A 21,767-nucleotide genomic window follows, 5' to 3' on the forward strand; every position below is an offset into this window, starting at 1 on the left:
GCATAAATATAGAATGTCATTAGGTTCTTTAAATTCACTTAATTTATCTATATTATCTATTAAAAATGCAATTAATGCATTAAATGTATCACCTAACATTTCATCATTGCTATATTTATAATCCGGTATGTTCCAAAACAAACCTTCAACTCCAAATGAAGAAGTTTGTTCCGCGTTTCTATTTTTACTATCTATTAATTGATATCTTATTTCCTTTATTATTCTAACCATCTTTTTATATTTATAATTTGTATTGTTATTTTTTATAACACTATTATTTATATGCTGTTCCGGATAATTTATAATTCGTTCACCTTTATCTGAATAAATTGTGATTCCTCCAATGAAATTATTTGGATCATCCATATAATCATTACTATAATCTCTATATCTAAAACAAGGTACACAATCTGTTTCTTTACGGTAAGTATTGCCATTGATTCTAATTGCTTTATTACCTCTTCTTACCTCACTTCTTCCAAATCTCTCAATCAAAGCTTCTTCTACTTCATCTTTAAAATGATACGGAGGCTTATTACTAGAAATAAATTTATAATTTTCTCTAGTTTTACCTTCCCTATATTTATCAAAAAACTCACTTTCTTTTACCACTGCAATATCAACGTCACTATTTTGTCTTACATTGGTATTTGTTGCATACGAACCTTTCACAAATATACTTAGTTCATAATCTTTCGATGGATTAGTCATTTTAATTTGATATGATAGCGTATCTTCATTGTTTCTATGTATACCTTTTTTTATTTCATACCCTAATGATTCCAGAGATTCTTGGATAATTCTTATTGCATTTTCACACTTTTCTTTTTCAGATTCTGACAATGGTTTAGAATATAATTTTAATTGTTCTTCAGTAAATAACAAATTTGCTCCCCCATTCATACTCAGTTTAACTACATAATAATCAATACTTTTATAATTAGCTACTTAATATTAATTAAATAATATAACAAACAATATTTTTCACAAAGAAAATCACAAGAAAAGTCATATAAAGACTTAATATTTGCTATATTTGTATAAAGGATAATATAGAGGTGTAATATAAATGGCGACAATCGGATTTGAAGAAAAATTATGGCAAGCTGCCGATAAATTAAGAGGAAGCATGGATGCTGCTGAATATAAAAATGTAGCATTAGGTTTAATATTTTTAAAATATGTATCAGATTCTTTTGAAGAAAAGTATGAAGAATTGAAGCAAGATCCTTATGCTGACGAAGAGGATCAAGATGAATATTTAGCAGAAAATATTTTCTGGGTTCCAAAAGAAGCAAGATGGCAATATATCAATGATAATGCGAAAAAACCAGAAATTGGACAAATTATTGATAAAGCCATGATTGCAATTGAAAATGAAAATGAATCACTCAAAGGTGTATTACCTAAAGAATATGCAAGACCTGCATTAGATAAAGAAAAATTAGGCGATATTATTGATTTATTTACATTTAAGGTTGGCGATACTGAAAGTCGTAAGCAAGATGTATTAGGCCGAGTGTACGAATATTTTATTGCTAAATTTGCGAGTGCCGAAGGTAAAAATGCTGGAGAATTCTATACCCCATCATCAATTGTAAAATTATTAGTTGAGATGATTGAACCTTATAAAGGACGCATTTACGATCCATGTTGTGGTTCAGGAGGCATGTTTGTACAAAGTGAACGCTTCGTTGAGAAACATCAAGGTCGATTAGACGATATTGCGATTTACGGACAAGAATCTAACCCTACGACTTGGAAATTAGCAAAAATGAACTTAGCTATCCGTGGTATTGATAATGACTTAGGTGAACGAAATGCTGATACATTCCATAACGATTTACATAAAGGATTAAAAGCAGATTACATATTAGCCAATCCGCCTTTTAACGCAAGTGATTGGGGTCAAGAACAATTACTTGATGATTATCGTTGGCAATTTGGTATTCCGCCAAAAGGTAATGCCAACTATGCATGGATTGAACATATGATTTCAAAATTAGCACCTAACGGTACAGCAGGATTTGTATTAGCTAATGGATCTATGTCTACCAGTGGTAAAGACGAATTAGAAATTCGTAAAAATCTAATTGAACAAGACTTAGTGGAATGCATTGTTACCTTACCAGGCCAACTCTTTTATTCAACACAAATACCTGTCTGTCTTTGGTTCATTAGTAATAATAAAGGCCAAAATGGTAAAAAAGAACGACGAAATGAAATTTTATTTATCGATGCTCGTGAAATCGGGCATATGGTATCTAGAACATTAAAAGAATTTTCAGATGAAGATATTCAAAAAGTAGCACAAACGTATCATGCATGGAGAGGTACAAACGATAAATCATATGAAGATATAGCTGGATTTTGTAAAGTAGCTAAGTTGGAAGAAGTTAAAAATAACGAATATATTTTAACACCTGGACGTTATGTCGGTTTAGCCGATGTTGAAGAAGATAAAGAGCCATTTGAACAAAAAATGGAACGTATTACTTCTGAATTAAGTGAACAATTTGCTAAATCAAAAGAACTCGAGGACCAAATCCGTAAATCATTGGAGGGATTAGGTTATGGAATTTAAATTAAAAGATTTAGTTAATATTAAGTATGGAAAAAATCAAAAAAATGTAAAAAATCCACGTGGTAAATATCCAATTTTAGGGACTGGGGGAATAATGGATTACGCAGACGACTTTCTGTACGATAAACCAAGTGTTTTAATTGGTCGAAAAGGGAGTATCGGCAAGGTAAAGTATATAGAAGAACCTTTTTGGACTATTGATACATTATTTTACACTATTGTTAATGAAAATCTTGTGATACCTAAATATTTATACTATAAATTAAGTCAAATAGACTTTAATTATTATAATGAAGGAACTACAATCCCTAGTTTGAGAACAGAAACGTTGTATAAAATAGATATAGATTTGCCCAAAAAAAACATACAAAAAAAAGTAGTTAATCTATTAAATACTATTGATGAAAAAATAGAAAATAATCAAAAAATCATAGCAAACCTTGAAAAACTATCACAAACATTGTTTAAACATTGGTTTGTAGATTTTGAATTTCCAGATAAAAATGGTAATCCTTATAAATCTAGCGGTGGAGAAATGGTTGATAGTGAATTAGGCGAAATACCTAAAGGATGGAGGGTCGAAACTCTAGAAAAGTTAGGTTCAATAGTTGGTGGAGGAACACCCTCTAAAAAAAATAAGGAGTATTACACGAATAACGGTATTCCTTGGATTACCCCTAAAGATTTATCGAAAAATAGAAATATATACATATCCCATGGTGAAAATGATATTAGTGAATTAGGTTTAAATAAAAGTAGTGCAAAATTATTAGAAAAAAATTCGGTATTATTCAGTTCAAGAGCGCCCATAGGTTATATTGCAATAAATAATATACCTGTAACTACTAATCAAGGATTTAAGTCCATAGTACCTAATGAAGAAATGAACCCTTATTTTATTTATTTTATCCTTAAAAATATAACTCCTTTAATAGAACAAACTGCTAGTGGTTCAACTTTTAAAGAAATATCTGCTAAAGGTTTGAAATCTATTAAAATAGTATTTCCATCGATAGAACTAATAGAACATTATGGAAACATTGTTAAAAAATATTTTGAAGAAATTAATTTTTTAGAAAATCAAAATATAAAATTAATAGAACTTCGAGATACTCTACTCCCTAAACTAATGTCTGGTGAAATAGAAATACCTGATGATATTGAGGTGAATAACGATGAACTTTCAATTTAATGAAGATGATTTAGAACAAGTCGCATTAGAATGGCTACAATCACTAGGCTATGACTATAAAAAAGGAAATGAAATGAGTATTACAGGTCTAGCGCCAGAACGTAAAAGTGATAAAGATGTTGTCCTTCATGAACGTTTAGAGAAAGCATTAAGAAAGATCAACTCAGACATCCATCCTCGTTTTATTGAAAAAGCGATACATGAACTAACTTTAGAGAAGTCGCCCAATCTTTTAGAAAATAACCTTACCTTTCATGAAAATTTGATTAATGGTATTGAAATCGAAGACTATGATGACGAAGGACAATCGGTAGTAGAAATTGTTAAAATCGTTGATTTTGAACATCCACAAAACAATGATTTTTTAGCAGTCAATCAATTCACGGTCGTTAATGGAGACTATACAAAACGTCCCGATATTGTCCTCTTTATCAATGGCTTGCCTATCGTTGTGATTGAACTTAAAAATTCAACCAATGAAACCGTAGGCGTCGAAGACGGCTATCATCAATTAGAAACATATAAAATGCGTATTCCACAATTGTTTGCATTTAATGAAGTGCTTGTTACAAGTGATGGTATTAATACTAAAGCCGGTTCACTAACTGCGAACTATGATCGTTTTATGACTTGGCGTTCTAAAGATGGAGAAACGGAATCTTCGTCAAGTTTAGCTAGCTTAGACGTACTCATTCATGGGATGTTAAATCCTGAAACACTACTTGATTTAATTCGATATTTTGTCTTATTTCAAGATGATGGTAAAGGACATATCAGTAAAATTCTAGCAGCGTATCATCAATATTATGCCGTTAATAAAGCCGTTGACAGAGCTTTATTAGCTTCATCTGGACAAGGTGATGGTAAAGGCGGCGTTATTTGGCATACTCAGGGGTCTGGTAAAAGTTTAACCATGGTCTTTTTCTCTGGAAAATTAATTCAAATGCTGAATAATCCTACCTTAGTTATCGTAACAGATCGTAATGATTTAGATAACCAACTATACAGTACGTTTGTTAAATCAAAAGGTCGATCTGGTAAAGGATTATTAAGACAAACACCAAAACAAGCTGAAACACGTAAAGAATTAAAATCGTTATTATCTGTTGAGTCGGGTGGTATTGTATTTACAACAATGCAAAAATTTGAACCTGAACAAAATGAAACGACCATGGCTGCCCTAACAGAACGTAAAAATGTGATTGTCATGGCAGATGAAGCACATCGTACACAATATGGCTTTAATGCAAAGTATGATGATAAAGGTGAAGGCATTAAATATGGTTATGCTAAATATTTAAGAGATGCTTTACCGAATGCAACATTCGTAGGATTTACAGGCACACCCGTAGCTTCAGCAGATAAAAATACGCAAATGGTTTTCGGAAACTATATCGATGTTTATGATATGACACAAGCTGTAGCTGATGGAAGTACCGTTAAAATTTACTATGAAAGTCGTGTAATTCCATTAAATCTACCTCAAAGTTTAGATTTAGATGAAGCATATAATGACATTACTGAAGATCAAGAAGAGGATGTAAAACAGCGTTTAAAATCAAAATGGTCCCGTATTGAAGCTTTAGCAGGTGCAAAACCTCGTATCGAAGCCCTAGCCAAAGATATCATCCAACACTTTGAAACACGTCAACAAGCGATGAAAGGCAAAGGAATGATTGTAACGATGAGTCGTCGAATTGCTGTTGATTTATATGATGAAATCATTCGTCTAAAACCAGAATGGCATTCAGATGATGATGATAAAGGAGTCATTAAAGTGGTAATGACGGGCTCCTCTAGTGACCCAGCCTCTTTCCAAAGACATATTGGTCCTAAAAAACGTCGTAATTTATTAGAAAAACGTATGAAAGATGTGAATGATGAATTACAACTCGTGATTGTTCGAGATATGTGGCTGACAGGGTTTGATGTTCCTTCTATGCATACGATGTATATTGATAAACCAATGAAAGGTCATAATTTAATGCAAGCGATTGCTCGAGTTAATCGAGTGTTTAAAGATAAGCCGGGTGGATTAATTGTCGATTATGTGGGTATCGCCGAAAGCTTAAAAGAAGCTCTTAAAGAATATACAGAATCTGATCAAGCTCAAACGGCAATAGATACAGATAAAGCGGTTGAATTGATGTTATTGAAGTATGATGTGATTCAAGATATGTTATATAATCTTGATTATTCTAAATTTAATTCAGAGAAAAAATCGGAACGTTATTATACAATATCGAATACGATGGATTATGTGATTGGTTTAGGTGAAGATGAACGTCAACGTTTTATTAAAACGGTCACAGAGTTAGGTAAAGCCTTTGCGCTTTGTGCGACTGAACCTACAGCCCAAGAACTCAATGATGAAATTGCCTTCTTTAAAGCGGTTAAAGCAGGACTTGTTAAATTGTTACAACCGCCAAAAGAAGGAAAAACACGTAAAACACCTGCAGAAGTTGAAGCAGAGATTAATCAACTTGTGTCACAATCTGTTGTGACTGAAGATGTCATTGATGTTTATCAAACGCTAGGTCTTGAACAACCCGATTTATCAATCCTATCTGATGATTTCTTAAAAGATGTCGAAGGATTGAAACAAAAAAATGTTGCGGTAGAATTATTAAATCGATTACTCAAAGGGCAAGTTAAATCATTAATGAAAACGAATGCGACAGTATCTAAGCGCTTCTCTGAGATGTTAGGAAATTCGATTAATAAATATAATAGTCGTTCCATTGAAACATCAAAAGTGATTGAAGAACTCATTCAACTTGCCAAAGATATTAAACAAGAACAACAACGAGGAAATGAATTAGGCCTAAATTCGGATGAGATTGCGTTTTACGATGCTTTAGTTTCACATGAAACAGCGAAAAAAGCGATGGAAGACAAAGAACTACGTGCGATTGCTCACGAGCTAACTAAAACAGTGAAAGAAAACATGAGTGTTGATTGGTCTAAACGTGATAGCGCAAAAGCTAAAATGCGTGTAGCTGTTAGACGATTGCTTAAGAAATATGGCTATCCGCCAGATTTACAAAAAATGGCTGTAGAGCAGGTCGTAGAACAAGCAGAACTTATGGCGAGTAATCAATAAAAAATAAACTAAAAGAGCATCCCTCACCGCAAAGTGAAGGATGCTCTTATATTAAAGATGACAATTCATATATACTTCATTCATTTATTTTATGACTAAAATCTTTTCTGAAAGCATCGTATGGACCTTTATAAAGAGTACTTTCTTTAGCATGTTGGACATGACGCTCTTTATCTTCATCGCTTCTATCATCAATATAATCAATAAATTCTCCTGTTCGCTTATCAATAGTGACAGCAGCTTTCATAGGATAACCTTCTGCATCTTGAGAAGTAAATTTGATAGCGTACACATTATTATCAGTTCTAGTACTATCTATACGATAGTCATTTCCTGTTCGTATAGGTGGAAACTCATCTTTTATTTTTTGAATAGCTTCATTTTCTGTTATTAGTTGCAGATCTTGTTGTGAACTTGAATTATTCTCAGTTGGTTGATTTTGTTCTGTTTGATTTATAATATTTTCTTGAGATGATTGTTTAGAAGTATCTGATTCATTCGAACTTGTATTGTTTGAATCAGTATGAGGGTTTTCTTTCTGTTTATTTTTCTCACTATTTTCCTCATCGCGCTCAATATTAATTGTACAAGCAGATAGTAAAAAAGAAGTTAAAAGTACTAAACTAATTATATATTTTTTCATAAATTAAATGTCCCTCCATTATTTTAAATTGTACAATACATTTCAAATAAAATTAAATATATATAATGGAAAATAGCAAAAAAATTAAATATATATAATGGAAAATAGCAAAAAAATTAAATAGAGAGCATCCCTCACCGCAAAGTGAAGGATGCTCTAATTTTATTAAAAGTAATATATTTTTATTTTGATAGGTAATAATTAATAATATCTTGTAAATCATTGTTAAGGACCGTTGTAATAGAGTCATCATTCATAAAATCTTCATAGATTTTATCAAGTATTTCTTCATCTTCAATCGCTGTGAAATGATGTACTAATCCTTTTACAATCGATATATAATTTTTCGATTCTAAACAATTAGCAACCGTTCGCCAATCTGATTGTTTAGTTTCATGGTTCATAGATAATCCTCCTTTATTTCAATGTCCATTTTTGACGCGCTTTAGGATTAAGCGGATGCATAATTTCATTTGTTGCTGGATTTATGAGCTTTTTTACTTTCTTTTTATGAGGTTTTAACATTTCCATCACTTGCTCAACACGTTCGACAACAACAGGTCGTTTTGCATAAGCACCATAGGCTAAAATCACTGTTTCACTTTCACTAATCGCTTTCATTAAATGAATATTTGTGTGCTCATCGTATGGCTCTTTGATATGTTTAAGATTTTCGGGTGTTTTAATATTCGAAAATAGATTTACAAGATATACAGCACCGTATCGTTCTGAATTCGCTAATTGATTGAGGATAAGAACAGTTGTGAGATCGAGTGATAATACACCATCTAAATGAGGGTACATCGTTATCACTGTACAAGCGGGTTTCTTTTCATCCCATGTTTTCTTGAGTAAATAGCGGTGTTTTTCATCCTTGCTAAATATAGCTTCTGTGCGTATGGTACTTTTAATTGTATTCATATTTGTTCCTCCTTTTTAGTATTCTTCTGGTAAAAGCATCACATAATAAAAAACGTCTACATCATCTTCACGAATGACGTAGACTTTCTTAGGTAATGCGTTTTGATTTTTTACATAGTTTGTATAGTGATATTCCAATTTGTATGTGGGTTGTTCTTGTTTATGTGTGATTGAGAGTATATTCTCATCTTCTTGCAGTTTAAAAATGTGTAGGTAATCTGTATGAGGTGATTTTTCTCTTTCTTCAACCATATGCCAAAGTAATATTTGAAATTCTAGAGATAAATGTTCACTAACACCTCTTGTAATGTATCGATTGATTTTCATACTATTCTCCTCCATTTTGTTTTTCTTTCATAATCTCAATGACTTCATTGATAACTGTGACAGATAGTTGAGCGACCTTGATCCAGTTCATAATTACTCGCCCCCTTTTTGTAACAAGTAGCGTTCATCAATAATGACTTGATGAGTGTCATTTAAAAATATAAAGTCTAAATCAAAATTATCTAAATAACCTATTGCTACTAATTCCTTATCTAAATAACATAAAAAAGGGTAAATGCTGATTTCATGTAATTCATCATTGTAATAGGTAAAAGTATTTAAAATTTTATGTTCAAGTGGACTATTTTTAATATATTTTTCAGGTAATACATCTTCAGCCACCGCATCTACGGTTTCACAAGCCCAAGTTTTTTGATAATTTAGTTTAAATCGTTCCGTAATATACGTTTTAAGTTGTTTGCTTAGCGTCATTATAATGACCTCCCTAATTAATAATGTGTACTCCATAAATAAAATATATATTTATAAAATATTTCAAAACTCCTCCACTTTTGTCACTCTAAAAAAGTGGTAAAAGTGATAAATTTTCAATCCTATTTTCATTTGCGACATTTATCACAAAATTAAATTTAGGCATAAAAAAAAACCCCCAATCTTTTTTCAAAGATTGAGGGATAAGACTTTCATCAATTTTATACCTTACAAGTTTTACTTGTTTATCTGTCGTAATTTCAATTGAATCAATTAACATTTTCATAAGTTGATTTTTAGCTTCGGGTGTAGCCTTTCTTAAGTACAGACTGAATCGTGTTATCATCAAAATGAGTCGTGCTTTTAACTTATCAAAATTGGGTATATCATCCTGTGATTGATTTGCTTGTTTTGCTTCTTTAATTTGTCGGTCTAATACTTCTAACTGTTGATTCATTTCACTTTGTTTAGCTTTTAACATTTCGCTATCCATTTCATCATCTAAGAACAATTCCAATAATCGTTCTTGTTGTGTTTTAACTTTTGCTTTTTGTTTTTCTAGACTATCAATATCATATTTTATTTCTGTTTGTTTACTATGCTTTTGTTTCAGTTCTTCTATCACACTTGACGCAATCTGCTTAATAACATTAGGTTGTGAAAGAATACGATTCAAATGAACATTGATTACGCGTTCGACGACTTCAGCATTAATCGCATTACTATGACAGGCAGAACTTCCTGAGCGGTTGAATAATGAACAAATGTAATAGCGTTTGATTGTCCGTTCTTTGGACTTTTTCGTTTTATAATACGTCCGTCGACATACCATATTATTTCCGCATTCTGGGCATTTAATAAGGCCACGTAAGTAGAAATCTCCACCAATAGGTCGACCCGGTTTAAAACTTTTAGAAGCTAGTTTCTCATGAACTTGATCAAATACATCTTCACTTATAATGGCTTCATGCTTACCTTTGACCAATATCACATCATTTTTATCACTTTTACCACTTCTTCGCTGAACAGCCCAATTTTGATGGTTATTGAATCTGACATAGCCTTTATAGACTGGATTATTCAAAATATATTTCACGCCAAACACTGAAAATGGTTTTTGATTAATGGTGCGATATCCTTTTTGATTTAGAATTGTCGTGATTGCTTTAAGTCCTTTATTGTGATTCAAATATAAATCAAAGATTTCCCGTACAATATGAGCTTCATTTTCATCAATAACTAAATCATTTTTCTGTGTCAATGGATTAAGTGATAATTTGTAGCCTAAAACACGACCTGTGATTGCCTCTCCGCTCCTTGCCTTAGCATTCATAGAAAGTTTCACATTGGAAATCAAAGTCTGGCGTTCTATAGATCCTATTAACCCAAACATTGTAACGAGTACTTCTCCAGAAGCATTGGATGTGTCAATATTCTCAGAAATCGATTTATACCCTACGTCATGCTCTTTGAATTCATGAATAATATTAAACACGTCTCTCATTGAGCGAGAAATACGATTCAATTTCCAACTTAATACCATTTCGATTTTATTATCCTTAACATCCTGTAATAGACGTTTCATTGCCGGACGACCTTCAATATTTTTACCTGAAATGCCTGAGTCAGTATATGTCTCATAGTCATAACCTGGGAAATTTTTCACAACCTCTTTGATGAGTACTTGTTCTTGCTCATGGATTGAGTACCCATGCTCCGATTGCTCTGACGTACTAACGCGTGAATAAAGTGCAATTTTACCCTTCATATCATACCGCTCCTTTTATTAGATTATTGCTACAGACTATCGGTCTTGTAACAACATATAGATAATATATATTTATAATTTCGTTTCATTTTTATCACTTTTACCACTTAATCATATGAGTACTACAGGCAAGTGCCTGTAGTACGTAATTAGCCTTAATTACCTTTATTGATACGTTCTTCTATGATAGGTACAAGCACTTCTACAAATGCTTCAATTTGTTCATTATTCATCGTCAAAGTCCTCCCAACCTAAGTTCAAATCATCTTCGTATAAGAATTCATCATCTGTTACATTCTCATTTTTATCGAATGAAATCATGTCATCTTTTTTATCAGTTTCTTTCCATCCTAAATCGACCCAATACTTATAACCATTATTTAGTCTACTTTGTACATTAAAGTTAGCTTGAACCAAATCATTAATAACTTGAGAGCTTACTTTAATTTCATCTCTAATAACCTCATTTAGCCTAGACACTTTGATACGTGACCCTGGTTTAATTGCTATAAGTTTTCGGAGTAAATTAATACATGCTTTCTGATTTGGAATACTTACGGACCTGCTAGAAACAAATTCATATCCAAAATTTAACCAATCATGAGAAATTTCAGTAACACGATCATTTTGGAGGTACTCGATATCATTTTTTACAATTTGCTTATACACATACATCAAGTAAAGAAAGATTTCTTTCTTTTCATCCTGTAACTTTTCAATTAAGTCGGGATCAGCTTTTTCAACATAATATTCACATGGAATAACAGCAATTCTACGCTCTAATGCTTTTGCGTGCTCAGATGGAAAGTTTAGTACAGCATTAGTATTAAAAATCAGTTTTAAATCTAATGTGACTTCTACTTGTGTCTGTCCCTTTCTATCAACATGGATAGGTTCAACTGAAAGTAACTTCTTAAAGTCATTTACTACCTTCTCATTGATTCTTGCCTCACCAATTTCATCACTTGCCATTAATCGTTTCCCAATTAAGCTTTCTTTATCAAAACGTCCACCAAGTTCGTTTAGCGTTTTTGATATAACGTCATTTTGATGAAAGAATGATTTCAACAACTTTATATATACTGATTTTCCATTATTAGCAGCGCCATGCAGAATCAAACCTCTTCGTAGTTTGGTATTAGCAGTAAGCAGTATTGCTGTATGCTGTATCAGAAAGTGCTTTAAATCGGTATCAAAGTTAGCAAGCTCTAGCATGTATTTACTGAAGTGGTCAGGTATATTTTCATTTATAACGTCACCTTTATCTATTTCTATATTCAAGCGTGTTTTAGGGAATATATCTATACAATTTTTAACAACTTCAAATGTATTTAGATTAAACATGTTAGGACCGCAACCAATATACTGCTTATCCTCAACAAGCTCTTCTACATCTGTTGATTTTTGTAGACCATCAACCACATTTCTTAGTGTACTTTGTGAAGGTTTGTAGTCGATAAATAGTACTTGTATCATTTTACTTACCAATCCTTGTAATTCATCTTTATTTATCTTTTGCCAACCGTTAGCTTTGAAAACAAATAATTCTGAATTAAAACGTTTAATATGAAAAACCTCTATCATCATTTCCATTAGTACTGTATCATTGGGTTTCTTCTGAATACCAAAATAGCTATAGATATTAGGTCGGTAATCCTTATCTTTAGGGATATTAATTTGTAACTTATCAATAAGTTTGCTATATATTGCTTCACCTTGTGCCGTTTCTTCTATCTCATTGCCATTACCAATACTAAGGGTTAGGATAGCAATCAGACCTTGACGGTCGATTGCCTCCTTAGCTTCACTTAATAGCTTAGATAACATTTGTAATATATGGTTCATTATAATATGCCTCCAGTTTCATTTAATGGCGCTACATCGTTTACATAATAATTACCATTATATTGACCAATATGGATTAAATGCTTACGGTCAATGTAAGGTTCATACGTTTTATGACACACGCTATAGTTGCTATGACGTTTAAGCCAATCTTTGATCGATACCTGATTAGCTCTTGCTTGTGTTGAAATATTACGATTCGCATATACAATCTGATTGTTCACTTCAATTTCATACGTGAATTGGTGCTTTACTTCACCTGAGAAATCTTTTTGAATCACAGAATGTAACGTAGCTACATATATATTATTTTCTTTAAGTGGTGTAATACTTGGAATGTGTAAGCTTTGTCCTCTATCATTATTCATGGTCTACACCTCCTACAGCTTCCACTGTCACATGTGCAAATTCACCATTGAACAACTGGTTAGCTGTACTTTTCATTAGCTGAGCAACATCACGTGCAGTTACTTCATCATCACATTCAATCATAATCGCATCGTGTATCGGCACTATAATCTTGAACGTTTTTTGATCGCACTGTGCTTTGTACACTTTTAGCAGAATGTGCTTGAAAATATAACTCGCTACAGTTTGTACGTAGATTGCCATAATACTGCTACCTTGAAATGCGCTCATATCATGTTCAATGCCGTAAGGCATAGGCATGGTTTTATGCTCTTCGATTTGTTTCTTAAGTTCGATGACTTTTGTAAATTGGCTGACCGCATCCAACCATTGCACTTCACTTACATAATGTTTCAACTTGAATTTAGGACTATTGAAGTTGCCACCAAATAGAAACGAACCAATAAATGCACGTTTAACAAATACTCGTAGCTCATATGATAAGCCTAATTCACTTAGCAATGCGTCATACAATCCGTCTTTCTGATTTAAAAAGTCAATCAGTTTTGAATCTTGAGTCATGTACGCAACAACCGAAGGTTCAAATGATTTAAAATCGACAGTATATACCTTCTTATATTTTGAAGGTAAAATCGTGCATTGGACTGCTTTAGGTAAGCCCTGAATATTAAAATTTTTAGTTGTGATTCGATGTGTTCGTGTACCAATCAACGATAATTGTGTATATAATCGATTCGTACCATTTAATGACTGATCTAATCTATCAAATAACTGTTCGATTTTATCAGAATGTTCATTGTTCTTAGCCTTTTCAAGCATTATCGCTTTGATATCGGGTAATTTATCAATATTAAGTGTAATAGGTTCTGCTTCAATTTCTTCCTTTAATGCTTCCAATTCATGATGGACTTCCACATATTGATCTAATTTAGCTTGTTCATCAGCTAAAAGTGCATTATATTGTTGGTCAAGCTGCTGACTGAATTGTTGCTGCAATTGTTGAACATCAGTTTGGTTAGATGATTTGTTCATTAACCATTGTTGTGTTTTGTCACTTTGAGTCAATGACATCAGTTTGTCTCTTGTCTCCATATAAATCTGCTCCTTTATGGCAGAAAGTTGCGCGCTAACTTTTGCTTTAATTTTTTATTTGTCTTGGCCTCGACAATGTATAATTTAGCAATATTATACTAAGGTGTAATTGAGTTATTAAAAAATCACCAAAAAAATAAACCCAACAAACGTTGATATAACAAGGTTTGTTGGGTTTGTTTTTTTATTTAAATTTATTCTTATGTTTAACTCTAAAAAACAATCTTAATCTGTTTTAGAACCAAATCTACGATTTTTAATTGCTTTTTTAAAGTCTTCTACGAAAGGTCCTACCATGAAATTATCAAAGCTGTAGCCAGACTCTTCTACCTTTGACAGTGTATTCAATGCCTGGTTTACAAAGTAGCTTCCTTGTTCTGTTATTTCGTTTCTCACTACCATTTGGGCATTTGAATAGTTTAACTTCACTTTATCGTTACTTATATATCTGTCAATTTTAATAATTGCATTATGTACATCTTCAATAGCATATCTTACGTAATCACTATTTATCTTATTAAAATATTTCGGATTAATGCTATATTTCATTAATTCACTTTCTAACCTCTCTAAGTCAAACTTAGCTTGTAAAAAGAAATCTAAATAGCTCGGCTGTTTATTTGCACTCTCTATATTAGCCTCGATAATTTTTATTTTTTTAATAATATTACTTTGGTTCATTGTATGTAACCTATTTTTTTTGTAATATAAAATCCCAAAATTTTGAGAGCTACGTCTTAATGTACTATTGTTCCAAAATTGTTGATTCTTATAAAATTCTGCTACGTCCCACTTTCTATTATTTTTAACCAATTCATGATCAATCAACTTAGATATACTTTTAATAGATTCTTTATGAATATTTTTTCTCAATTTGTTTTTCTTATCTAAACTTTCGATAAAATTACTATCAGCTCTTTGTGAACGTTTTAGCATATCTGCAATTAACCAATCAAGCTCCATATACTCTGTTTCATCATAGTCCCATACATCTTTAATTAAGCTATCTAATGGCATTTCATTTTTCTCGTATAATAGGTGGTTTAATTCGTAATCCTTTTTGGGATACTTACCTTCTTTTATTGCATTTGTGTATTCTTCTAATTCATTATTTTCTTTTATTTGGGTGTTTCTACGTTCTTTTGCCATAAATTGAAAAATCGTTTCATCTATAGATTTTAATACTTCATTTTGTAGCTCAATTCTTTTATGTATGGGCAAAGGTGTCATATATTGGTATAATTCTTGTTCCTTTTTATTAATTGATTCACCAATACTTAACCATGCTTTAGTATTTTGATATACGTCTTTCGTATGTATGTCTGCAATTAATCTTTTGTATTTAATTTCATTGATAGATTTCATTAACTGATAAGTATATTCCATGTAACTAGATGCTTTTATATTTTCAATCATCTCTTTTTTAGATTTTCCGTTTTGTTTAAAAGCTTTGGAATTTATATCCACTGGGTAATAGTCAATACTTTTTAGTAGCACCTTTATTAATTCTTTTGCGACGCCATTAAATGTGTATTGATTATTTTTATCTTGGCCTTTGTAATTGTGAAAAATTTTCATATCAATTTTAAAAAGCTTAGTAATGGTTTCCATTCTTTTTTTAAACTTATGTGGAGTGAGCTCTAATTCTATGCGAATATCTTCCTTTGAATATAATTTTTTTACTATCTCATTCGATGACATCATACTCTGCCTCCTAGTTTATGTCTAATTCTTTTTTGTTTTTCACTTATACATTCAGATATGAAATCTTCAAAATCTAATTCAGGTTATTTTGGATTTCTAACATTTTCTTCGTGTCCAATAACACTTACCAACTTTCCTAGACTACTTCTTTTCTCACTCTCATAATACTTATTATTCACGCCACATTCAGTAAAATAATTTATAATATTTTGAATATCCTTAATACTAGCTTCAATATTTAATATCTTCTTACATCCACTTATTATTCAAAATTATTTTGTATCTCGTGTTTTTTAATTACATCAGTGAGTAATGAAAAATCAAATTTTCTAATTTCCTGATTTCCATTAATTTCAGATATTTTCTCAACTAATTTCTTATCAAACAAATTACCGATAATAGTATTTACTGCTTTAATTTTACGATCATATGGTTTACTATAATAATATTTATCGGTTTCGTGTTTTATTGTTGAAAGTGGTTCTTTAATATTACCCTCATAACAAAATATGATTAAATTTATAGCATTTGAAAGCTGTAAAGCTACTTCATTATACTGTTTTCTTTGCCTATTAATATCTAAATTACCTTTATTCGCTACTTCCTGCAATTGATTACCTTCATTAATTACTTTAAACGGGTTAAACAAAGGTAATTTGTCTTGATTTGATAATTTTAGTAAGTCTTCAGCAATATGATAACCACAATTAAACGTACCTAAAACTTTTTTAGAATTACCTTTTAAGCTGTATGAAAAACAGTAATAGCTATCTGTCAGTATGCCACCTTCACCGTCTTTCTTTTGATCTTCTAATAATTTTAAATGTGATATAGGTGTCACATCATATTTCTCAAGAAATTTAAGCCTATTTTCATGACCTCTTAAATTCATACTTAAAGACCCCTTTGTTTAAATTTGATACATTATTATTAATTACTCTGATTTACACTCTTCATCTACTTACCAATTTTTTAGTTTTATTTGTGATAAGCTTCTGCGTATCGGTTAATGATGCGGTTTATTTTTAGTTTTTTATACCCAAATGATTTTTTAACAGATGACTCTCATAATCTCTTCTAAACACTCCACGTTCTTGAAGAATTGGTATCACTAAATGAATAAATTTTTCAAATGATTCTGGATACGTCGGGGCCATCAACATAAAACCATCGCACGCTTCTTTTTTAAACCATTCGATCATTTCATCCGCCACTTGTTCGGGAGTTCCTACTATTGTCTTGTGCCCTACCCAAGTACCAAAACGATCTAATAAATCTCTTAATGTAAGATGCTCAGTCTTAATGGCACGTTGTATGGCTTCATATACTGATTTTACGACCTTTTTCGATAATGTTTCATAATCTGGTAAGGACGGTATAACTTCATCTAGTTTCCATTCACTTATATCTAGACCAATAGCTTTAGATAATTGTTTCTTGCGTTTTTCAAGTGGAATCATATCATCTAATTGTTGCTTAAGTTTATAAGCATCCTCTTCATTCTCATCAACATAAACAGTGAGACCTGGTAATACAAGAGGGGGTTGACGATTTGCTTCCATGGCACGTTGATGAATGTCTTGTCTGAACTGTTGGCCATCTTGTAAATTCCATGCAATTGAAAAAATAGCATCCACGTGTCGTACTGCTAAATCACGACCTGGAATGGAAGTTCCTGCTTGAAATAAACGTGGTCGACCATATTTGGGTGTTGGAATGTTAATAGCTCCGGCAACTTGAAAATACTTTCCTTGATAATGAAGTGGATGAATATACTGATGATTTAAGCCAATTCCTGAGTTTTTGTGATTAACGATAGCCTCTACAGTAAATGATTCCCATAATTTTTTCATTACATTAATAAACTCATCTGCTCGTTCATAACGTTTTTCAAGATGTGGTAAAGCTTGCATCGAGTAGTTTTGTGCTTCTAAATCAAATTGAGATGTTACAATATTTGCCCCAATACGCCCATGAGATATTTGATGTAAACTTGAAAGCATACGTGCTGCAAGATAAGGTTCATAAAAAGAAGAAGACATGGTACCTATCAAACCAATTGAATGTGTTTCACGTGAAATGGCAGCAAGCGCCGTTAGTGGTTCAAAATAATAAGAAATATGTCCTGTTTCTTCTCCAGAAATATATTGACCATCACCTAAGAAGAATGCATCCAGTTTACCTTTTTCGGCTAATTTCGCTAACTTAATTTGAAAATCAATATCTCCAACTTCTTCAACATATGAATGTGGTAGTCTCCAAGAGGCAGGATGTAGACCTGTACTATAAGCTAAAACAGATAAATGCATGTGTTTCATTATTATTAATCCTTTCACTATAAAATAAAAATAACGTTTTAATTTATATTTATCATAAATAACTTAATGAAATTTTACAATATTTATTAAATAATTCATATTTGAAATATAAACTTATTACATCACTAACTAATTACTTTATTGAAAAATAAAATCATGATTATTAATCATTGCGGTCCAACGTGTTAGAAGCACGTTGGACCTTTATTTGAATTTACTCACAAATATATATTATCTTTTTGGAGGTGTATAACATGGAAGAAGTTATTGCTTATGTACGTCAAAGTACACTCAAACAACAAAGCTTAGCGACTCAGAAATCCCTCATTATAGACACTGCTAAGCAATATGGATGGTCCAATGTAACATTTTATGATGATAAGAAAACAGGTCGACATACAAAACATTCGGGTTATCAAAAAATGGTAGAAATGATTACATCTGGAAAATGTAAAGTATTATGTTGCTATCGCTTAAATCGGCTCCATCGTAATTTGAAAAATGCCATACAATTCTTTGAAATTTGTAAAAAGCATCACGTCACAATCATCAGTGTTAACGATGGATATTTTGATTTGTCTTAAAAGTTTGATTGCTTTCGCTTAAACATACTCATGAGTCTAGCTGAAATGGAGTCTAATAATATCAGTGAACAGACACGAAATGGGACAAGAGAAAAAGCCAAACAAGGTAAGCTAATCACAACTCATGCACCTTTTGGGTATCGTTATAGACAAGGTCATTTTGTTGTACATGAAGAAGAAGCCTATACAGTCAAAGCAGTTTATCGCTGGTACTTACACGGTCTAGGCTACAAAAAGATTTCCCAACATTTAGATAACCATCCTAAGCTTATTCCTCGTAAGCCCTATCAAGTTAGAAATATTCTCTTGAATCCTAACTATTGCGGTCGTGTCATTAATAAATATGGCACATTTAATGATATCGTTCCGCCTATTATTGATGTTGATATGTTTGAAGAAGCACAAGAGCGTCGTATTCATAAGCAACACAATCGATCCAATTCTAGAAATAAGCTAAAGCGACGAATCAAATGTCCTTACTGTCAATCAACATTAACAAACTTAACGATAAAAAAAGAGAAACACTCCCTACGTTACTATGTTTGTCCTAAGAATATGAATGAAGCCTATCATACGTGTCCATTTAAAGGTATCAATGCGCAAATGATTGAAACAGAGGTCCTCAACACTTGTAAAGCATATTGTGATAATCCGTCATTTCATGACAAATTAAATAAGACAATACTAAAAGCTCTAAAACACCAACAAATGAAACACAGACAATCACATTTAACACAAGAACAACTCATCGAAAAACTGGCACAAAATCAAATTGATATCGAAACGTTTAAACGTTTATCTGCTGGCTTTGAAAGAGAAGAACGTTACTCTAATTATTCACATAAACAAATTACCGAAACAATCCGTCATATAATCAAAGATAAATTGACATTAGAAACCATAGCACCTTTGATTAATGACATTACAATAACTCAAACTAAACAATTACAAGGTATCTACTTTAAAAATAGTCCACTCAATATCGTTGAACAATCACACTTAATAATATCTGAAAGGATGGAAGTAATATGAAACAACTTAAAAAGAAACATATTGGATTATATGCCCGTGTATCGACTGAAACTCAAAAAAATGGTTACAGTATTCAAGGTCAATTAAACCAACTTACAGAGTATTGTCAATTTCAAGGTTATGAGGTCGTTGATGAATATACCGATCGTGGTATATCGGGTAAAACAATGGAACGTCCAGAATTACAACGTATGTTAAAAGATGCAAATGACGGTAAGTTAGACTGTATTATGGTCTACAAAACCAATCGTTTAGCTAGAAATACCTCAGACTTATTAAATATTGTGGAAAAATTGTATAAAATCAATGTCGAATTTTTTAGTCTAACTGAAAAAATAGAAATTGCCAGCTCAACAGGTAAATTGATGCTCCAAATTTTAGCCAGCTTCGCAGAATTTGAAAGAAATACGATTATAGAAAACGTTTATAACGGTCAAAGACAACGAGCGATTGAAGGTTATTACCAAGGTAATTTACCTTTAGGCTATGATAAAGTACCTGACAGTAAAAAAGAGCTCATGATCAATCAACATGAAGCGAATATTGTTAAATATATTTTTGAGTCATACGCTAAAGGTCATGGTTATCGTAAGATTGCGAACGCATTGAATCATAAAGGTTATGTGACTAAGAAAGCGAAACCTTTTAGCATTTCGTCCATTACTTACATCATCTCAAACCCTTTTTACATTGGAAAGATACAGTTTGCGAAGTATAGACACTGGAGCGATAAAAAACGAAAAGGACTCAATGAAGAACCAATCATTGCAGATGGTAAGCATGCGCCTATTATTGATAAAGCTTTACGGGATAAAGTACAGTTTAAACGCCAAGAGAGTCGCAAGAAACCACAAGTTCACGGTAAAGGGACTAACCTACTGACTGGCATTGTAAAATGTCCGAAATGTGGTGCAGCAATGGCCGCAAGTAATACGACCAATACATTAAAAGATGGCACTAAGAAAAGAATCAGATATTACTCATGTAGTAATTTTAGAAACAAAGGTTCAAAAGTTTGTTCAGCCAATAGTGTTAGAGCAGATGTACTAGAAAAATATGTTATGGATCAGATATTGGAAATTATCAAAAGCAAAAAGGTATTGAAGCAATTGGTTGAAAAGGTAAATGAAAGAAGTCAAATAGACGTATCTTCTTTGAATCATGATATTGCCTATAAACAGTCACAATGTGAAGAAATAAAAGCCAAAATGCATACACTAACGAAAACTATCGAAGACTCCCCTGACTTAGATAGCGTATTGAAACCAACAATACTTAGCTACCAAGATGAATTGAATCAAATAAATAATCAAATCCATCAACTAGAACAAGATAAACAAGCGGAATCTCCACATTATGATGCAGATATGATTGCTAATGTATTACAAGCAATATTCAAAGATATAGACAAATTAGAGAAATCTCAGTTGAAATCACTATATCTAACAATCATCGATCGTATTGACATAAGAAAAGATGAGCATCATAAGAAGCAATTTTACGTTACGCTCAAACTGAATAATGAGATTATCAAACAACTATTTAATAACCATCCACTTGGGAGTGGGACAGAAATAATATTTTCTCAAAATTTATTTCGTTGTCCTACCCCAGCAAGGATGACTAGGTTTGAAAAAAGCTTGATTCAAGCGCATTTTCAAATCAGTCAGCTACTGACAAAATGATAAAATAGGCTGAGACATTTTATTTTGTCCCAGCCTCTTATTTTTGTCCCAAACACTGTATCTTATTATTTAGTAAATAAAGTGAGTATAATTATCTTTTAATAGAATAAAAAATAAAACCCTTCAAGAAAACGTTTACACAAAAATGTATATATGTTATTATCTCTT

17 protein-coding genes and 1 pseudogene are annotated in these 21,767 nt (G+C 31.8%); 5 read left to right on the forward strand and 13 right to left on the reverse strand.

What is annotated here, in order from left to right; all coding sequences use genetic code 11:
- A partial coding sequence (locus tag CD128_RS09090) for a nucleotidyltransferase domain-containing protein (protein WP_103329645.1) occupies positions 1 to 885 on the reverse strand: 885 nt, incomplete at its 3' end.
- A 184-nt stretch (positions 886 to 1,069) separates the two neighbouring features.
- Here CD128_RS09090 and CD128_RS09095 point away from each other — a divergent pair.
- From CD128_RS09095 to CD128_RS09105, 3 genes are read left to right on the forward strand one after another with little or no spacing between them, the layout of a single operon-like run.
- Positions 1,070 to 2,584, forward strand: a complete 1,515-nt coding sequence (locus tag CD128_RS09095) for a class I SAM-dependent DNA methyltransferase (RefSeq protein ID WP_083553771.1) — start codon at positions 1,070 to 1,072, stop codon at positions 2,582 to 2,584.
- Complete coding sequence (locus CD128_RS09100; protein WP_083553770.1) at positions 2,574 to 3,776, forward strand: restriction endonuclease subunit S; 1,203 nt, start codon at positions 2,574 to 2,576, stop codon at positions 3,774 to 3,776. The genes CD128_RS09095 and CD128_RS09100 overlap by 11 nt, the downstream gene beginning before the upstream one ends.
- Entirely contained in the window at positions 3,760 to 6,879 is a 3,120-nt protein-coding gene (locus CD128_RS09105) for a type I restriction endonuclease subunit R (protein WP_103329646.1), read from the forward strand. The genes CD128_RS09100 and CD128_RS09105 overlap by 17 nt, the downstream gene beginning before the upstream one ends.
- A 76-nt stretch (positions 6,880 to 6,955) precedes the next feature.
- Here CD128_RS09105 and CD128_RS09110 read toward each other — a convergent pair whose 3' ends face one another.
- The 12 genes from CD128_RS09110 to CD128_RS09170 all read right to left on the reverse strand — a co-directional run bounded on the left by CD128_RS09110 (position 6,956) and on the right by CD128_RS09170 (position 18,298).
- Positions 6,956 to 7,522, reverse strand: a complete 567-nt coding sequence (locus tag CD128_RS09110) for a peptidase (protein WP_031796885.1) — start codon at positions 7,520 to 7,522, stop codon at positions 6,956 to 6,958.
- Between the two features lie 182 nt (positions 7,523 to 7,704).
- Positions 7,705 to 7,926, reverse strand: coding sequence for a hypothetical protein (locus CD128_RS09115; RefSeq protein WP_002437519.1), 222 nt, complete (start codon positions 7,924 to 7,926; stop codon positions 7,705 to 7,707).
- A 13-nt stretch (positions 7,927 to 7,939) separates the two neighbouring features.
- A complete protein-coding gene (locus tag CD128_RS09120; RefSeq protein WP_002437518.1) occupies positions 7,940 to 8,443 on the reverse strand; it encodes a DUF1643 domain-containing protein in 504 nt (167 codons plus the stop codon).
- Between the two features lie 15 nt (positions 8,444 to 8,458).
- Positions 8,459 to 8,770, reverse strand: coding sequence for a DUF960 family protein (locus CD128_RS09125; RefSeq protein WP_032604337.1), 312 nt, complete (start codon positions 8,768 to 8,770; stop codon positions 8,459 to 8,461).
- Between the two features lie 93 nt (positions 8,771 to 8,863).
- A complete protein-coding gene (locus CD128_RS09135) occupies positions 8,864 to 9,202 on the reverse strand; it encodes an SAUGI family uracil-DNA glycosylase inhibitor (protein ID WP_032604336.1) in 339 nt (112 codons plus the stop codon).
- An 88-nt stretch (positions 9,203 to 9,290) separates the two neighbouring features.
- Complete coding sequence (ccrC, locus tag CD128_RS09140) at positions 9,291 to 10,970, reverse strand: cassette chromosome recombinase CcrC (protein WP_103329647.1); 1,680 nt, start codon at positions 10,968 to 10,970, stop codon at positions 9,291 to 9,293.
- A 225-nt stretch (positions 10,971 to 11,195) separates the two neighbouring features.
- A complete protein-coding gene (locus CD128_RS09145; RefSeq protein ID WP_103329648.1) occupies positions 11,196 to 12,815 on the reverse strand; it encodes a DUF5906 domain-containing protein in 1,620 nt (539 codons plus the stop codon).
- Positions 12,815 to 13,183 carry a hypothetical protein gene (locus tag CD128_RS09150; protein WP_053038352.1) on the reverse strand — a complete coding sequence of 123 codons (369 nt, stop codon included), beginning with the start codon at positions 13,181 to 13,183 and terminating at the stop codon, positions 12,815 to 12,817. The genes CD128_RS09145 and CD128_RS09150 overlap by 1 nt, the downstream gene beginning before the upstream one ends.
- Positions 13,176 to 14,276, reverse strand: a complete 1,101-nt coding sequence (locus CD128_RS09155; RefSeq protein ID WP_053038353.1) for a DNA polymerase — start codon at positions 14,274 to 14,276, stop codon at positions 13,176 to 13,178. Before CD128_RS09155 ends, CD128_RS09150 begins: the two co-directional genes overlap by 8 nt.
- Before the next feature lie 225 nt (positions 14,277 to 14,501).
- On the reverse strand, positions 14,502 to 15,977 hold the full coding sequence (locus tag CD128_RS09160; RefSeq protein WP_031864393.1) for a DUF6038 family protein: 1,476 nt from the start codon (positions 15,975 to 15,977) through the stop codon (positions 14,502 to 14,504).
- Positions 15,978 to 16,242: 265 nt separating this feature from the next.
- Complete coding sequence (locus CD128_RS09165; protein WP_031864392.1) at positions 16,243 to 16,872, reverse strand: hypothetical protein; 630 nt, start codon at positions 16,870 to 16,872, stop codon at positions 16,243 to 16,245.
- A gap of 133 nt (positions 16,873 to 17,005) precedes the next feature.
- Positions 17,006 to 18,298 (reverse strand): NtaA/DmoA family FMN-dependent monooxygenase, encoded by a 1,293-nt coding sequence (locus CD128_RS09170; protein WP_049394539.1) that lies wholly within the window; start codon positions 18,296 to 18,298, stop codon positions 17,006 to 17,008.
- A gap of 254 nt (positions 18,299 to 18,552) precedes the next feature.
- Here CD128_RS09170 and ccrA point away from each other — a divergent pair.
- A pseudogene (gene ccrA / locus CD128_RS09175) lies at positions 18,553 to 19,914 on the forward strand (cassette chromosome recombinase CcrA).
- The gene (gene ccrB, locus CD128_RS09180) at positions 19,911 to 21,599 is read left to right on the forward strand and encodes a cassette chromosome recombinase CcrB (protein ID WP_075108308.1); all 1,689 of its coding nucleotides are present in this window, start codon (positions 19,911 to 19,913) and stop codon (positions 21,597 to 21,599) included. Before ccrA ends, ccrB begins: the two are co-directional and overlap by 4 nt.
- Positions 21,600 to 21,767 lie beyond the last annotated feature (168 nt).

This window comes from Staphylococcus croceilyticus, from assembly GCF_002902575.1.
Lineage (GTDB): Bacteria > Bacillota > Bacilli > Staphylococcales > Staphylococcaceae > Staphylococcus > Staphylococcus croceilyticus.